Origin of the sequence: Acinetobacter sp. NPDC052428 (genome assembly GCF_044547685.1) — a bacterium.
GTDB classification, from domain to species: domain Bacteria; phylum Pseudomonadota; class Gammaproteobacteria; order Pseudomonadales; family Moraxellaceae; genus Acinetobacter; species Acinetobacter lwoffii_G.
The window spans coordinates 1-16,596 of the sequence record NZ_JBIUAT010000044.1; the positions used below are offsets into that span (position 1 = coordinate 1).

15 protein-coding genes, 2 tRNA genes and 1 pseudogene are annotated in these 16,596 nt (G+C 40.0%); 9 read left to right on the forward strand and 9 right to left on the reverse strand.

The features are described 5' to 3' along the window. Positions 1–76: 76 nt before the first annotated feature. Both ACIG3F_RS14885 and ACIG3F_RS14890 read right to left on the reverse strand, forming a co-directional pair. A complete protein-coding gene (locus ACIG3F_RS14885) occupies positions 77–2,074 on the reverse strand; it encodes a dynamin family protein (protein WP_396470415.1) in 1,998 nt (665 codons plus the stop codon). 22 nt (positions 2,075–2,096) lie between these two features. Continuing rightward, a complete protein-coding gene (locus tag ACIG3F_RS14890; protein ID WP_262458978.1) occupies positions 2,097–3,053 on the reverse strand; it encodes a hypothetical protein in 957 nt (318 codons plus the stop codon). A gap of 154 nt (positions 3,054–3,207) precedes the next feature. On the opposite strand from ACIG3F_RS14890, the gene ACIG3F_RS14895 reads away from it, so the two are divergent. Then, the gene (locus ACIG3F_RS14895; protein WP_396470416.1) at positions 3,208–5,493 is read left to right on the forward strand and encodes a dynamin family protein; all 2,286 of its coding nucleotides are present in this window, start codon (positions 3,208–3,210) and stop codon (positions 5,491–5,493) included. Between the two features lie 194 nt (positions 5,494–5,687). On the opposite strand, the gene ACIG3F_RS14900 is transcribed toward ACIG3F_RS14895, so the two are convergent. The 4 genes from ACIG3F_RS14900 to ACIG3F_RS14915 form a co-directional block, all read right to left on the reverse strand. Continuing rightward, positions 5,688–6,185 (reverse strand): hypothetical protein, encoded by a 498-nt coding sequence (locus ACIG3F_RS14900; protein WP_396470422.1) that lies wholly within the window; start codon positions 6,183–6,185, stop codon positions 5,688–5,690. 221 nt (positions 6,186–6,406) lie between these two features. Then, positions 6,407–6,482 (reverse strand) — tRNA-Phe (locus ACIG3F_RS14905). A gap of 137 nt (positions 6,483–6,619) precedes the next feature. Then, positions 6,620–6,695 (reverse strand) — tRNA-Phe (locus tag ACIG3F_RS14910). Between the two features lie 203 nt (positions 6,696–6,898). After that, positions 6,899–7,276: a GNAT family N-acetyltransferase gene (locus tag ACIG3F_RS14915; protein WP_396470417.1), complete on the reverse strand. Its 378-nt coding sequence runs from the start codon at positions 7,274–7,276 to the stop codon at positions 6,899–6,901. A 96-nt stretch (positions 7,277–7,372) separates the two neighbouring features. Between ACIG3F_RS14915 and hisB the strand changes: the two genes are divergently transcribed. The 7 genes and pseudogenes from hisB to ACIG3F_RS14950 all read left to right on the forward strand — a co-directional run bounded on the left by hisB (position 7,373) and on the right by ACIG3F_RS14950 (position 13,442). Then, positions 7,373–7,966: an imidazoleglycerol-phosphate dehydratase HisB gene (gene hisB / locus ACIG3F_RS14920; protein ID WP_004729244.1), complete on the forward strand. Its 594-nt coding sequence runs from the start codon at positions 7,373–7,375 to the stop codon at positions 7,964–7,966. Then, positions 7,966–8,583, forward strand: coding sequence for an imidazole glycerol phosphate synthase subunit HisH (hisH, locus tag ACIG3F_RS14925; protein ID WP_005108100.1), 618 nt, complete (start codon positions 7,966–7,968; stop codon positions 8,581–8,583). Before hisB ends, hisH begins: the two co-directional genes overlap by 1 nt. A 103-nt stretch (positions 8,584–8,686) precedes the next feature. Further along, the gene (locus ACIG3F_RS14930) at positions 8,687–9,991 is read left to right on the forward strand and encodes an IS4 family transposase (RefSeq protein ID WP_004282307.1); all 1,305 of its coding nucleotides are present in this window, start codon (positions 8,687–8,689) and stop codon (positions 9,989–9,991) included. A 122-nt stretch (positions 9,992–10,113) separates the two neighbouring features. Then, positions 10,114–10,632, forward strand: a pseudogene (locus ACIG3F_RS14935) (DUF805 domain-containing protein). A 102-nt stretch (positions 10,633–10,734) separates the two neighbouring features. After that, positions 10,735–11,394 (forward strand): 3'-5' exonuclease, encoded by a 660-nt coding sequence (locus ACIG3F_RS14940; protein ID WP_396470418.1) that lies wholly within the window; start codon positions 10,735–10,737, stop codon positions 11,392–11,394. Between the two features lie 317 nt (positions 11,395–11,711). Then, positions 11,712–12,446 carry a 1-(5-phosphoribosyl)-5-[(5-phosphoribosylamino)methylideneamino]imidazole-4-carboxamide isomerase gene (gene hisA / locus ACIG3F_RS14945; protein WP_004278658.1) on the forward strand — a complete coding sequence of 245 codons (735 nt, stop codon included), beginning with the start codon at positions 11,712–11,714 and terminating at the stop codon, positions 12,444–12,446. A gap of 66 nt (positions 12,447–12,512) precedes the next feature. Further along, the gene (locus tag ACIG3F_RS14950) at positions 12,513–13,442 is read left to right on the forward strand and encodes a DMT family transporter (RefSeq protein ID WP_396470419.1); all 930 of its coding nucleotides are present in this window, start codon (positions 12,513–12,515) and stop codon (positions 13,440–13,442) included. Between the two features lie 59 nt (positions 13,443–13,501). Here ACIG3F_RS14950 and ACIG3F_RS14955 read toward each other — a convergent pair whose 3' ends face one another. The 3 genes from ACIG3F_RS14955 to ACIG3F_RS14965 are packed head-to-tail and all read right to left on the reverse strand — an operon-like array spanning position 13,502 to position 15,519. After that, positions 13,502–13,897: a hypothetical protein gene (locus ACIG3F_RS14955; RefSeq protein ID WP_005105397.1), complete on the reverse strand. Its 396-nt coding sequence runs from the start codon at positions 13,895–13,897 to the stop codon at positions 13,502–13,504. 20 nt (positions 13,898–13,917) lie between these two features. Next, positions 13,918–14,544, reverse strand: coding sequence for a DUF1294 domain-containing protein (locus ACIG3F_RS14960; protein WP_396470420.1), 627 nt, complete (start codon positions 14,542–14,544; stop codon positions 13,918–13,920). Between the two features lie 27 nt (positions 14,545–14,571). After that, positions 14,572–15,519 (reverse strand): homoserine kinase, encoded by a 948-nt coding sequence (locus ACIG3F_RS14965; protein WP_396470421.1) that lies wholly within the window; start codon positions 15,517–15,519, stop codon positions 14,572–14,574. A gap of 113 nt (positions 15,520–15,632) precedes the next feature. Here ACIG3F_RS14965 and hisF point away from each other — a divergent pair, with 113 nt between their 5' ends. Next, complete coding sequence (gene hisF, locus ACIG3F_RS14970; RefSeq protein ID WP_004647284.1) at positions 15,633–16,391, forward strand: imidazole glycerol phosphate synthase subunit HisF; 759 nt, start codon at positions 15,633–15,635, stop codon at positions 16,389–16,391. Positions 16,392–16,596 lie beyond the last annotated feature (205 nt).

A 16,596-nucleotide genomic window follows, 5' to 3' on the forward strand; every position in this document is an offset into this window, starting at 1 on the left:
AAGTTGCTGTAGAAGCATGTTTAGTTCGTCTGATCACAGATACGTTATAAACTATTGTAATACTTTTTTGAATCCGTCAATGCGTAAGTCCTAATGTAGTTAAAATTATGAATATAAATCCAATAATTATATTGAAATACTTTAATTTAAATTCCATATCTTTTTGTTTATAATCAAGTGGAATTGGATCTATAAATATTCTAAAAAATAATATTCCTCTTAATTTATTGATATTTTGTTTTGTTTTGTTTTGTTTTGCAAATTGAATAGCATTTTTCTGATTTACACCTTGGTTAAAATAATCAATAACTATTTTATTATAGATGGAGTTTCCTATATTGGTATTACAATAAAATTTATAAGCCTCTTCATAATCAATAATTGTGCCATAACCAAAAGTATAACAAATTGCCAATAAATATTGGGCATCTTCATTTTTTTCATTAATAGCTTGCGATTGTAAAAAATTTAAGAATCTCAGGTCATTGTTATAACGGATAGCGTTATAACAATAGTTAAATACATTACTTGCATCTTTTACCTTCCCAATTTTGAGTAATTCTGTAATTTTAAATTGTGCTTCAATATTGAGTTTTTCAGCATATCTAATTAACCAGTCATATGCTAAATTAAAATCATCTGTTGCTGAAAAATACATGTAATCGATTGCAGATTCAATCTCCTGATTTTTTTCTAAAAAGAGAGCATACTTATACTGTAATACTTTTGATTTAGAGCGGTCAGTCAACTGTTTGAATTCATTTTTTACATACTCTACCCCTATTAAAGATTGCGTGTATAACCATTCTAAAGAACGTGAACCTACGGTATGAGGATTAAGTAGTAAATAAATATTTTCGTTCGTATTTTGGGAATCAGAATTCTTTAATAAATGCTCTATAAGCATTACATGATATTGAGTAGAATGCTCTATATCTTGAAATAAATTTTCTGATATTTTAGCCATTTCACTTAACAATTCAGTATGTAAAGTAATTGTAATATTTTTATTAATTTCCTTTTCTTCAATAATATCGTTTAGTTGGGTTATGTCTTTTTGTTTATTTTTAACATTATTTAAAAGATCAACTTCTATTTTCAAGTTTTTAGTTTTACTCTCATTATTAGAAAGTATGGTCTGTATTAAATTGTCTAAGTTTTCCAAAACATAGTAATGTATAGGTTTATTTATTTCATTTAACCACTGCTGAATATTATCACCTGCAATACGTTCTCCCTCTAACTTCATTATCGGTGCAGCCCATGCCATAAGTCCCGCAATTTTAATATTTCTACTTTTTAAATTTTTTCTAACACTTTTTAATATCGGTTCAATATCACTGCGATTGACCAAATCCGACTGGGTAAGTACAACAAAAATAGGTTCTTTTGGTGTGATTTTTTGCAAGAACTGTAAATCTTCATCACGAATCGTACCATTCTTAGCATTGACCAACCATATAAGATAATCTGCTTTACTTAACTGATTGATTGCCAATTTCTCATCACTATGATGATGATGTTCTGCATCTGCCTTGCTATAACCAGGAGTATCCAAAAAAGCGATATGTTCCCATTTTAGTTGTGAAATCCCCAAATGAACATATTGGATCAATTCAGCGAGTTGAATGTCATTTTGCGTACGATTATCCCCGACAAAATGGCGTAACTGCCCTAGTTGTTCAGATTTCAAACTGATATGGTGATTCAATAAATTAAGGGCATGCGTCTGCTCTTGCTGGCTAGCACTCAGATAAGTTGCAACTGCTGTACATGGCTCCAAAGCTTCGGGTAGAGCTTCAATTGCAAGCAAGCTATTAATAAATCTAGATTTTCCAGCACTAAAACCACCACCTACACCAATAATAGTTTTCTCTGTGATTTGTTTTTGTTGTGTTTTTTGTTCAATCTGCTGTATTAAGAGTATAATCTCTTGATAATAATCAAGATAATTTATAGGGTCGAGTTGAGCAATCAATGGCAATAATTTTTTAATCTCTACTCTAATATTTTGTTTAGGTGTAGTCGATGCCGATAATAACGTATAAATGGTTTCTAAGGTGTGGTGTTGCATTGTAAATTCCTAAGCTTCCAATTTATACAGATTCAGTGTTTAAAGTATTTTCAAAATTTTGAGTAAATTTTTCAAATTGCTTAATTTTGTTTTTTAACAGGGTGATTTCTTTACGGCTATTTGCTTGCAATTCAGCAATCATCTTGAGTTCAGATGCATTAAATTTTTCATCATCAAGTAAAGTTTGTGTGAGTAATGACAATTGCTGTTTCAATTCATCAAGATGTTTTTGTCCATTTGATTGAGTACGCTTGAACAATTGTTTGAGTTGATCATTAGGGTGTTGTAATGCAATCTGTGTATCAGTCTGCTGTAATTGTTGATTTAAATGGGAATAAGATAAATTTGATGGCAAGTTGGTGTTTTGCTGCAATAAAACCGTATTCTTCCATATCCAAGTTGGTAAGCCGATTTCTAAAGTGATTAAACTAGCTAAATCAACCTTGATATTCTTTTTTCCAATTAACATTTTTTCAAGACTGGTTAAATCATCAATCTCTAAGGAAATACGCGTATGGAAATTATTTACAGCCACTAAGCTAAATTGATCTCGATAACCAATGATGTAAGGGATTTTTGTACAAAGTTGTAATAAAGTTTGCCATTCAGATAAATGAGTATCTATTTTTAAATTATTCAAAAGTTGTTCTATTTCATTTTGAGGTAATGCATCTAAACTTAGAGCTTTACACTTAGAGAAATCAGGATAACGAATCGCCCATTGATAAGAACTTATAATATTTTGTAACTGTTGATATTCTGCTTGAATCACAGATTTTCTGCTAAACATTGCTAGCCATAATAGAAACTCTCTTTCAAGTTGTCCTGATAACTTTTCTAGAAAGAAAACATTTTCATTATCACTGCGCCTTAATAATTTTTTTATTAGTCCTAAAATCGCTTGTTCATCCGAGTTTAAAGGTTTTTGCTGTGTAGAATTCTCAATTTCAGAAAAATCAAAATTAAAATCAAATGTCATAAAATATCCACCCCTAAACTGCTTATTTTTATAAAGAAAAAAGTAATATCCTCGAAATTATGGCATATTAACATAACTGTTAAACCCATAACCATCATATGAGAATGGTTTATATAAACCTTATAAGGGTTTAAGTGGATATTAGGACAAGACAATGCAATCATCGACAATTGAACCATTACTAACACTTATTCAAAATTATCAGTCAGTACTCTTTACTTCAGATAGTCAAAAATATTTTTCAGAATTGTCTAATATAGCGAAGACGCTAGATACAAACTTGTTAGTAGCTCAGGAAGAAGGTCGAAATTTACGTATCGCAATTGTCGGACAGATGAAAGCAGGAAAATCATCATTCTTAAATGCTTTATTATTTCCAATCGATGTTCTACCTAAAGCTGCGACTCCAATGACTGCAGCTTTAACTCGCATTGGTTATGCTGAAAAACCATATGCCGAAATCGAGTTTTATAGTGTTAACGATTGGGATAGCATTAATCAAGCTGCTGAAGAATATCATATTCAATATCGAGCAATTGAACAGCAGTTATCCCAAGAAGCACCAGAAAGTCTGCCTAAAAGTCTGTTTGGTAATATAAAGAAAATAGTACCGAACAAACCTAAAAATATTGACCCTGCCATTATTCAAAGCAAAATTAGCGAAGAATTGCGCTCTTGTCGTGAGCTAGTTGATATGGCTCGTCAACTCAATTTACAACAATATTTAGGTACAAAAAAGCGGATCGAGGCTACATCATTAGTCGAATTAGCAAATGAGTTAAAAAATTATGTTGGTAGTCAAGGTAAATTTACAGCGATTACTAAAATGTTCTCAATTTATATCAATGATGAACGTTTGCATGGTATAGAGATTTATGACACTCCAGGGTTTAATGACCCTGTTATTTCTCGTGGACAACAGACCAGAACTTTTTTAGGTCAATGCGATGTCGTATTTTTATTGTCAATTGTCAGTCAATTTTTAACAGTTTCAGATTTAAGATTATTACGAGAACAATTAACGGCATCTGGTATCGACAGTAAAGCAGTATTTTTAGTGGGTTCGCAGCGTGACTTAGTCTTTCGCATGGACAGACAAATTCTGACGGATGCAAAATTATTAGCTCAACGATATCCTGTTGAAGTTCGCCCACAAGCTACAATTTCAGCAATGATGCAGTTGCTAGATAAAAAAATTCAACAGATGACTGAAACACAAATAAAGCAACATCTAAGTAATCCTGATTTAGACGAAGCTTCTAAAGCCCTATTAACTGTCATTCAAAGTACAGAACCCCATTTAATTTCTGCTTTAACGTGGCGTATTGCTGAAGACTTACCTAATTTATCGAGTGAGTTACAGGAACAGTATGATGCACTGTGTTTTGATACTAGTTTTAATTTTAATGTAGAACAACTCGAGCAGTTTTCAAATATCATTGAATTACGTAAGGTTATTGAACAGCAAAAAGAACGTAAACAAGAACTAACTCAAGCGAAAGTAACCTTATTATTAGAAGGGGTGCAACAACGTACTCAAGCTATTCAGCAAGAGTTATTAAAGTTAGTTAATGACAAAATTGACTTATTGGATAACCAAAGTATTGAACAGTTAAATACTCAAAAGCAAATCATTGAAAAAAATATGAAAAATGGACGTTCAAAACTTGAATATACGATTCATGAAGAGTCTAAAGCAGTTAGTCATCAAGTGCGAGGATTATCTCTGCAATTACAGACAGAACGTCAAGCTTTTCTATCCATCAGTATCTCGGAAGATAGAAAAATTGAATATGAACAATACGAAAAAAGTGGTTTTTGGGCTGGAGTGGCGAGATTTTTTGGTGTAGGTGGTACTGGAACACGTGAGAAAGTCATAGTTACACCTTATGCCCAGGTTCAGGATAGTATTGAGCAGATTGAAACATTTGGACGTACAGCTGTAGGGCAGTTACAACGTAGTTTAAATAGCATTATTGATATGCCTAAACTTAGAAAAAATATCGTGATGGCTGCAATCAATCTGTTTGATACTAGTGACCCTGATTTTGATGTGGACTTTTTTAAACTCCAAGTTAGCCAGTGTTTAGAAAGTTATGAACCCCCTAAGCTTAATCTTGATGTAAGCCAAGTTGTAGATCGTATTGTAGATAAGTTTGGCATAGGAAAGGTAACTAATAGTGAAATTCAGCAGTTAAAGCAAGCACATCACCAAGCAATCTCTACGCTTTCTGAACATGTTGTGCAATTAACCAAACAGGCTGAACATGACCTTGAGCAGTATTTTGAGAGTATGCAACAAATTTTGGTCAATAAAATTATTGGTGAAATTCAAAATAATCTGCAAGGTTTGATTGAACATATTGAACAGAAAGAAAATACTTTAGAGAATCTACATCAGTTTAGACTAAAACTATCTTCTTTAAATATTACTTCGTAATTCTTGAATTTATATCTAAACTTAATCAGCGTCCAAGTAAAGTAAGAACAGGTGTTCAAGTGTATATAAGAATGCCTGTTCAAATTAATGAGAATATGCACCTACCCTTTCCCCGAACACTATTTTGTCGATCTCGTTGCATGACAGCTTGAATAAGCTTGTTAAACAAAATTATCTAGACCGACAGGCGCACATTATGGGGAATTAAATGGCAGGCTCAGATTCAGCCGGTTCGGGTCGAATTGTTCCCGAACAATATTCACATTGGTGGCATCGCGGTTAATTCCAAAAGGTTGCAGTAATACATACACCCCATTTCTTGGGTCTGAAGACTGCAAGCCCTGTGCGATGGCCAATACATATTCACGGAACACCACAGGCAAGCTATCCAGATCAGGATCGGCAGGTGCACGCATCACATCAATATTCGCCACTACGTCGCCATCCACGCTATAGGCCTGAATTTCACGTTCAATTTTCACCAGGCGCATTTGCAGGGCCTTACGCTGGCTGTTCTGTTCCTGATAAGGCAATATTTTTTCAGTCACGGCGCGCAGTTCCGGTTCCGCCATGACGGTCAGAGTCGGCAACACCACTGAATCAGCAGCAGGCGCAGCATAGCTTAATATCGGTAGGCTAAAAGCAGTACAGGCCGTAAGAAGGCCTAGTTTAATTGGTGTTAGGAGATTCATCATTTTCACCCTCGTCTGGAAAAGGGAAAGCGTCAAAGCTAAATCTTACAAATAATGCCAGTGCCTATTGTTAAGTTTGATAAACGGTCAATGATGCATAAAAAGGCAGGAAACCTAGAAAGAGAAGAATTTGAAACAACTGAAAAATAGAAAAGAATGCTGATCTGGCTTTGGTGCAGGCAAAAAAAATCCCCAAACAACGTTTGAGGATTTTTTGAATATGGTGGCGAGACCCAGGATCGAACTGGGGACACACGGATTTTCAATCCGTTGCTCTACCTACTGAGCTATCACGCCGATGCGGTGTATTAAGCCGTATCTGGCCTCATTAGTCAATCAAAATTATGAAAAAAATATTTGAGTGGCTGATTTTTGGCCTAAAAAAAATCCCTGATGGGATCAGGGATTGAAAACTTTGAAATCGTTTTAAAATATGGTGGCGAGACCCAGGATCGAACTGGGGACACACGGATTTTCAATCCGTTGCTCTACCTACTGAGCTATCACGCCGATGTCGCGTATTAAACAGTTTCAGTTGTAAATCGTCAAGAGCAGAGAGAATAATTTTCGTTAAATGTTTACTTTTCCATCAACTCGCGTGAATTTGAGTCATAAATCGAACAGTTTTTACCAAAGACCTCAGTAATAAAACAGATTTAAGCCCTTATTTACATAAAAAAGCAGCCTAACGGCTGCTTGATATTGCTCTATCTTCAGATTTTTTCCAGCTTGGCCAGACAACGATGAATGGCCCCACAGCCCGGCACAAAGTTTTTCACGCCTTTTTCTTCTTCCATGCGGCAAACTTCGCTCACCAGCCTTTCTGCAACGCCACGACCACGGTTGGCCGGATGTACGACGATATTTTCCAGAATCCGGCTTTCACCCTGTCCGGTGCACCAGATTGCCCCAATAATTTTGCTATTAAATTCTGCGCTATAAACTGAGGTATACTGTGCAAGGTTTTGCTCTAGTTGTTCCATGGCATCTGCCCCGTCACTAAATTCAGGGCTCGTGTCATACAGTCGCTCAAGCTGGCTGCGCACTTCGTCATTTTCTAAAGAAGTATAAGCATGTACGGTGATAGGCATTGATAAACCCTCCTGAGCAATCTAATATGCGGTGACTTCGTCACGGCGAAAATATTTTCTACATCAATCATTTTGACGTATTTGAGGAACGTGTCTATGACAGATCGTATCAGTGAAGTGGTAAGAAATACCAACGAAACCAAAATTCGAGTTCGTTTGAATCTCGATGGTACTGGTCAAGGCACCTTAAACACGGGTATTCCCTTTTTAGATCATATGATTGATCAAATCAAGCGTCATGGCCTGTTTGATATTGATATTCATTGTGATGGCGACCTGGAAATTGACGACCATCATACTGTGGAAGACTGCGGTATTACGCTGGGTCAGGCATTTGCACAGGCATTAGGCGATAAAAAAGGCCTGAAACGCTATGGTCATTTCTATGCGCCACTCGATGAGTCTTTAAGCCGTGTCGTGGTGGATCTGTCTGGTCGTCCGGGTCTGTTTATGGATATTCCATTTACCCGTGCCATGATCGGCCGTTTTGATGTGGATTTATTCTCTGAGTTTTTCCAGGGCTTTGTAAACCATTCCTTGATGACGGTGCATATCGACAACCTGAAAGGCAAAAACAGCCATCACCAGATCGAAAGCGTATTTAAAGCATTTGCGCGTGCGCTGCGTATGGCCTGTGAAGTGGATCCACGTGCTGCCAATACAGTAGCTTCAACCAAAGGTACACTGTAATGACCCGTATTGCCCTTCTTGATTATGGCATGGGAAATTTGCACTCTGCGGCAAAAGCATTAGAACATGTCGGTGCCACAGTTGATGTGACCAATGATCCAAAACTGATTGCGCAAGCAGACAAGATTGTCTTTCCGGGCGTAGGCGCGATGCGTGACTGCATGCAAGGTATGCATGAAGCCGGAATTGATGAAGTGGTACGCAATGCCGTATTTAACAAACCGGTGTTGGCCATTTGTGTCGGCATGCAAGCCTTGATGCAGCATTCTGAAGAGAATGGTGGTACTGATGCACTGGGTATTTTCGAAGGTGCGGTTAAGCATTTTCCGGAAATGGCGGGTTTAAAAGTGCCGCATATGGGCTGGAACCAGGTGCATCAGGCCGATCCCGATCATCCGATGTGGAACGATATCGAACAGGATGCGCGTTTCTACTTTGTACATAGCTACTATGTAGAACCACAAGATTCAGACTTGGTGGCAGCTACTTGTACCTATGGCATTGAGTTCTGTACTGCAATTCATAAAGAAAACCTGTTCGCGACCCAGTTCCATCCGGAAAAAAGTCATACTGCCGGTTTGCAGTTATTGAAAAACTTTGTGGACTGGAAAATCTGATTTTCCTTTCGCCTAAAAGCTCGCAGATTGCGTAATGCCAGTCAGTTAAGCAAAAAAAGTTAAAATGCTGTAAAAAGAGCGTATGTAAATACGCTCTTTTTTTATGAATTTATCTCAGAATCTAGATTTAACATTAAAACAAACCCTACCTTCACTTTCACAATTCAGTGAATTGATTGATTTAAACTGGATTGAAGATTGCTTAGACCAAACAGGTAAAGCATCAATTCGAAAAAGAAAACTGCCTGCTGAACATGTTGTTTGGCTGGTAATCGGACTTGCTCTATTTCGAAATCAACCGATTTGGTATGTGGTTCAACAATTGCAACTTGTTTTCGGTACGGCAGAATACTGTGTACCGAGTGCATCCGTACAAGCAAGACAACGCTTAGGCTTAGAACCCATGAGTGCTTTATTTTCGACATTAAGTCAGGCATGGTTTAAAGACTCACAACAACAATATAGCAACTTTCACGGTCTATGCGTTTGTGCTGTAGATGGTGTGGTTTGGTCTATGCCTCATACAGAAGAAAACTTTAAGCACTTTGGTTCATCCAAAGGCAAAACAGCAGCTGCACCTTACCCACAAGTTAGAGCGACTTGCCTGGTGAATACCAATACCCATGAAATGATTGATGCCCAAATGGGCAGTATGGATCAAGGTGAATTAACCTTAGCCAGTCAATTAAAAGCACCAGTTCGCAGTATTACCCTATTTGATCGTGCTTACTTCTCTGCTGATTTTTTAGTGAGCTGGCAATCTCAGGCAGAAGAGAGTCATTGGTTGATGCGAGCAAAGGACAACCTGCGTTATGAAGTGATTCATCATAATGCGGCCCATGACTTTCAGATCAAAATGCCTGTTTCAGCAAGAGCAAAAAAGATAAATCCGTCATTGGGTGACTATTGGGAAGCACGTTTAATTGAAGTTGAATATGCAGGAAAAATAAGACGTTACATTACATCATTAACAGATTCTAAAGTTTATCCATTCAAAGACCTTGCAATGCTTTATATCCAGCGTTGGGAAATAGAAATGTGTTATCGGGAAATTAAAAGTGATTTACAGGATGCAAGGATTTTAAGAAGCAAACAACCTGATTTGGTCTATCAAGAATTGTGGGGGGTATTTATTGCATATAATATCTTAAGAAGACAGATGAGGTTTATCGCTGAACATGCAAAGGTGAGTCCTTTAAGGATCAGTTTCCATATTGCATCTATGAGTATTATCAATATCTTAAGGCACACACCTTTAGAATCAGCAGGAAACCTACCCAAACATTTAGCGCAATTATTTGAACAATCTAAAATATTTGTATTACCTGAAAAAAGGCAAAGGCAATGTCCGCGAGTAGTGAAAATTAAAGCACAAAAATATCCAAGAAAATGCCAGTCAATTTCTTAACTGACTGGCATTACGCAGATTGCGGGCTTTTTTATTGGTTATTTTTTACACTTTTCACTTGTAAAAAATCCCTTTATCATAGACTTGCTTATAAAAAATCTAATGAAAACAAAGGAAAAATAATGAGTAATACAATTCAGGATTCGGGGTGGAATGCATCAGGACGTTTTGGGCGACGTTCTTATATCGCATGGAATATGCTGCTTGGTTTTTGCTTTATGATCATCGGGATCATTGCTGCTTTCATTTTACCTGGAATGAGTCCAGAGACTTTAGATGGTAAAATGTCCATGCCTTTAATGGTGATGTTAGTTTTGATCTACGGCGTTGCGATTTATTTTAGCGTGATTTTTTTAATTCGTCGTTTACATGACCGTAATCATAATGGCTGGCTTTCTTTACTGATTTTTGTGCCTGTCGTGAACCTTGTCTTTACACTTTACCTGTTATTGGCACCAGGTCACAACGAAAATAATTAATATGGCCCTCCACGCACGACACGTGGCTGGGAAACGCTTTTGGTGGTGCTGTATCTGGTACTCGCGGTTATTTTGGCAGCTTTTGCTGTCCCTGCTTATCAGAATTATGTTGAACGTGCTCAACAGGCGCAGATGGAACAGAGTAGCTATCACACTGATTAATCCTGTTTAAATTTTGCATAAAGCCCATTCTGCATGGGCTTTATTTTGCCTAGAACAGCAAAAGTGATTAAGCTGAACGCATTCATTTCATGATTAATGCGTATGGAACAGCGGCTGGACATTTTACCAAGCAAGGAACAAATTCAGGCCTTTCCTGTATTTCAAAATCTTCCGATGCAACAGATTCAGGTGATTAATAGCATGGAACAATGTTATGCTCTTGAACAGGAGCTAAAAAGCCATGCAGTCCTAGGTTTCGATTCTGAATCCAAGCCGACCTTTAAAGTCGGGGAAGTCTCCTCTGGGCCACATCTGATTCAGCTGGCGACTTTAGACAAAGCCTATTTATTTCAAATGAATCCGGCGATCTGGGATTTTCTTAAACCGATTTTTGCCAGTCGTGATCAGATCAAGGTCGGCTTTGGTCTGAAAAATGATGCGCACCTGTTCCGTAAAAAAGGCATTGAACTGAATAGTGTGATTGAACTGTCTAAATGTTTTAAAGCTTTTGGTTTAAACAATCCGGTCGGATTAAAAAATGCCATGGCGTTGTTGTTTCAACTGAATTTCCCCAAATCGAAACGGATTAGTACTTCGAACTGGGCCAGCAAGAAGCTCAGCCCGGCACAAATTGCTTATGCAGCCGCAGATGCCTATGCGCCCGTGCTGGTATTTGAAGAATTACAACGTCGGGATTTATTACCCAGAGAGATTCCCAATACTTCACTGAAATTGCGAATCCGTCCTTCATCGACGGCTTAAGCGCTTAAGTGGCGTGTTGGTTCTGGCAAATTAATGTCTCATAAAAGCTGGGATGAGCGCGTTCGATGAGAGAGCTGTGACTTTAACAGGTCTTACAGCTTCGATTATCGATCCGCTCAGTACACGACCCGTTGTGGAAAATCTGATTGCCATTCAAGAGACGGATCATTAAAACCATTAAAATAAATTACCTCACTGCTACCTATCTATGGACAGGTTTTCTTTATTCATACCGTTTAAGAGTTAGAAATTTCGACTTTATTTGCTAAGATGAATACACTCAAATTCATTCTAAAGATTAAGCAAGGAGCGAAAGCATGCTGATCATCCCTGCAATTGACCTGAAAGATGGCAAATGTGTCCGTTTAAAACAAGGTCGTATGGAAGACGATACCGTATTTTCAGACGATCCGGTCGCAACAGCACAGCATTGGGTAAATGAAGGCGCTCGCCGCTTGCATTTAGTAGATTTAAACGGTGCTTTCGCAGGTACGCCAATCCATAAACCAGTGGTTGAAGCCATCGTCCGATCTCAACCTGATTTGCCGATCCAGATTGGTGGTGGTATCCGTTCTCTGGAAACCATTGAGCATTATCTGCAAGCCGGTGTTTCTTTTGTGATCATTGGCACCAAAGCAGTTCAGGATCCTGAATTTGTTGAAGAAGCATGTCGAAAATTTGCTGGTCATATTATTGTTGGGATTGATGCCATGAATGGCATGGTAGCAACAGATGGCTGGGCCAATGTGACTGATGTCAAGGCTACTGACCTGGCGAAACGTTTTGCCGATGCTGGCGTGTCAAGCATTGTCTACACGGATATCGCGCGTGATGGCATGATGCAGGGTGTGAATATTGAGCAAACCGTGAATCTGGCGCAATACTCAGGTTTGCCTGTGATTGCTTCAGGCGGCGTGACCAATCTGGATGACGTGCGTAACCTGAAAGACCAACCGGGTATTTTAGGTGCAATTACCGGCCGTGCGATTTACGAAGGTACATTAAGCTTGCGTGAAGCACAGTTATTGCTAGATGAGCAACAGGCGCTATAATTAAGTCTGCTGTAAAAGAGGTCTTCGGACCTCTTTTTTATTTTTTTAATTTTCTGATCTCCTGGCATGTCTACACTTATTTCCAAAAATCACTCCGGCTGGATGGTAAAAGCACCGCAACTCGCCCTGATCCTGATCACCATTATCTGGGGCGGCAGTTTTATTACTGTGCAATACGGGCTAAATTTTAGCAGTCCGATTATGTTTGTCGGCCTGCGCTTTGCTGCGGCAGCGCTTGCTGTCACCCTAATTTCACTGAAGTCGCTAAAAGGCATGAACCTGAAAGAAGTGTTCGCTGGCGCGGTGATTGGCATCATGATCGCGATTGGCTACGGCACTCAAACTGTGGGCTTGCAGACCATCAGCAGCAGCGAATCGGCTTTTTTAACCGCCTTGTATGTTCCACTGGTTCCAATCCTGCTCTGGTTAATGTTCCGTAAAAAACCGCATGTCATGACCTGGATCGGAGCACTGTTTGCCTTTATCGGTCTGGTGTTTTTGACAGGAAATGGCTTTGCTGCGATTCAGCTCAGTTTCGGGCAAACCCTGACTTTGCTCGGTTCGATTGCGATTGCACTGGAGATTATTTTTATCAGCCATTTTGCCGAGCAGGTCAATGTCCGCCGGGTCACGGTGCTGCAACTGATTTTTGCATCCCTGTTCTGCTTCATGATCGCACCTGTTTTAGGTGAATCTCAGTTACCTGGATTTCACTGGCATCTGGCAGGAATTTTAGTCGGTTTAGGCATTGCCAGTGCCTTGATCCAACTGGTGATGAACTGGGCTCAGCGCATGGTGGATCCTTCGCAAGCAGCGATTATCTATGCAGGTGAACCGGTATGGGCAGCCCTGTTTGGCCGTCTGGCCGGAGAACGTTTACCGTCACTGGCTTTATTAGGCGGATTGATGGTGGTACTTGGCGTAATTGCCAGTGAATGGAAACCAAAGTTTTTAAGAAAAGATCCAACAGAACAATTAAAACAAGATCTTTCTTAATTCTGCTAAATCCCCCCTTAAAAAAGGGGGATTTTTTCTCTGGGGAAATACGGCTAAAATTATTTGCTATACATCGGTCTATTGTCATTTAAGCGCATGATGCCGCGAATCGCCCGATACACAATCCAGATCCAGGCCAAAACCACCACTACCAAACAGAACGCGGATGCACCAAATGCGACCCCTGCAAACAGGTCAGGATCTTCGCCGGTAAAGAACAAAAAGAAAAATGGAATAAAGGCGACGATATTCCAGAACAGATACCACCAGAAACTGCGGATCTGCCAGGTAAAATGGCTTTCAAAGATGGAACCGCGCACATCGCGCCGTTTCACATAGTTAATGATCAACGCCACGACAGCCAGCAGGCCAGCACTAAAAATGGCCACAATATATAAAATGTACAGTGCAAAAGTCAGTGTGCGGTTTGAGTCTTTATCAATGGAATAATTCACGTCCCCTCCTGGTACTTCCCCTAGATATTTAAACTATTCAATGGGGAAATCAGCCATATAATCAAAATGATGTTAAAGGCTATGGTACAAAAATATATCTGCCGGAAAGGTTGTTTTTGTGTTTTATGCCGTAATTTCTGCTGTGCCAGCCAGGCTGCCGGCCAGCCGCCCAAGAAGGCCACCAGATGCAGAGTATTTTCCGGAATACGACGATTACCCAGCTGGGCTGCTTCCTTGTCTTGCGCATAGAGCCAGTAGCTGAGCGCGTTCATCAGGCTGACCAGTAACAACACCAGTCCACTGAGTAAACTGCCCAAGGTCAAAGCCACCAAAAAAAGAATATAGAGCACACAGGCAATCTGCATCGGCTGTAATTTCTGTGCCTGCTGTGGCTTGGACGGTTTGAGTTTGGCTTGCAGACTTTTGGCTTGTGCGGCTTTCAGGTACATGACCTGCTGTGCGCGATAACGTCCGCATTCATCCAGAATCACCAGATAATCCAGCGCACAGCCCACGATTGGACGTGGGCCAGGCTTGGCAAAGTCCTTGATATGCAGAAATACGCGATCTTTGGCTGGGTCACTGGGCTGGATAAAACCATAACCCTGATCATCAAACCATTCCACCAAACGTCCCTGATCGCGCATATCCCCTATCCCTTTTGATTTGATTGTTTAAGCGGTGACGAATTTTAAGCGTTCAATCAGCATATTACGCATTTCATTCGGATTTTTTTGCAAAATATCTTCGCCCGTCCGGCCTAATGCTGCATTACGCTGAGCCACCTGCAGGCGCATCATCCAGAACCGTCCTGCCGCCATGGCCAGATACAATTCCAGACAGGCGCGTTCATCACTGGTTAAAGAACGAATCGTTTCATAGGCATTTAAAAAGGCAATCGCTTTTTCTTCGTTCAAGACCACGTCAGGATATTCGGTACAGAAATCATTTAACGTAATGGCAATATCGAACAACCATTCATCTTTATTCAGCTCATAAAAATCCAGAATGCCATTCAGCTGATCGCCTTCAAACAAGGTATTGTCACGGAACAGATCCGAATGAATAAAACCGCGTGGACGATCCGGATATACCGCTGTCAACGCCTCATATAAACCTAATAATTTACCGAGCAAGACTTTATCTGCCGGACTTAAACTTGGTTTAATCTCTTGAGAAACGGCCAGCCAATAGGCATGATCACGCACAAAATTACGTTCTAATTTAAAGTCTTTGAGTGCCACATGCATTTTCGCCTGAGCCACTGCAATCGCTTCAACCTGCGCGACGGTAGATGGCATCGGATGTTCACCCATCAGGCGTGGTGCAATCTGTGCCGGTTTATCTTTAATGCTGTGAATGGCTTTGCCTGAATGGGATAAAGGCACTGGAACGGCCAACCCGGCGTGACCCAGATGTTCTAAAACAGGAACCAGCTCACCTGCTGCCTGTTCATCCATATCTTCAAATACGGTCAGCACATATTGCTGGTCTTCGCAGACTAAAAAGTAGTTGGTATTTTGAATACCGCCTTGAATGGGAATCAGATCAATCACCTTTAAACCATAAGGCGCCGCAAAATCCTGAACTTCCTTTAAAGTCAAAGTGGTATAAACCGACATAGAAAACCTGCGAAAAAACTTACATAATTTTGCTAGAATACCGTTTCCATCTGCCAAGGTGTAGCGCTTGCGTGGGTGAGTTTCATAATCGGCTGTAATAATTGGAAAAATTTATGCTAGCTAAACGTATTATTCCTTGTCTGGACGTGGATAACGGCCGCGTGGTCAAGGGTGTCCAGTTCCTTGATATTCGTGATGCGGGTGACCCGGTCGAAGTGGCGCGCCGTTATAATGAACAAGGTGCCGATGAAATTACTTTCCTTGATATTACCGCTACACATCATGGACGCGATACGACTTACCGCACAGTAGAACGCATGGCTGAATCGGTTTTTGTACCTCTGACTGTCGGTGGCGGTGTACGTAAAGTCGAAGATATCCGTCTATTACTCAATGCCGGTGCAGACAAAGTCAGCATCAACTCGGCTGCGATTTATAATCCCGAGTTTGTGCAGGAAGCGTCTCAACGCTTTGGCGCGCAGTGCATCGTGGTTGCAATTGATGCCAAAAAAACTGGCGACCACAAATGGGAAATTTTCACCCACGGTGGCCGTAAAGAAACCGGGATTGATGCGATTGAATGGGCTGTGAAAATGGCTGACTTCGGCGCAGGTGAATTACTGATTACTTCGATGGATGCCGATGGCACCAAAGCCGGTTACGACATTGCCCTGATGCGTGCCATCAATGACCGCGTCACGGTACCGACGATTGCTTCTGGTGGTGTGGGTAATTTACAGCATTTGGCGGACGGCATTATCCATGGTGGTGCTGATGCAGTACTGGCAGCTTCAATTTTTCATTTTGGCCAGCACACCATTCCGGAAGCCAAAGCCTATATGGCAGCCCAAGGTATTGAAATGCGCCTTTAAGCCGTTTTAGATGATGATTTAATTAAAGAGTGTTTTTATAAACACTCTTTTTTTATGCCTTAAATAAAACAACACAGCAAATACGGGACAAAAAAAAGGAGTCTTTCGACCATTGCTGTCCCACAATTTTTCACAAGAGGAAGCTCATTTGAGCTTCCTCTTGTTTTATGGGTATTTTATCGGGTGAAAATAAAGCTTTTAAAGT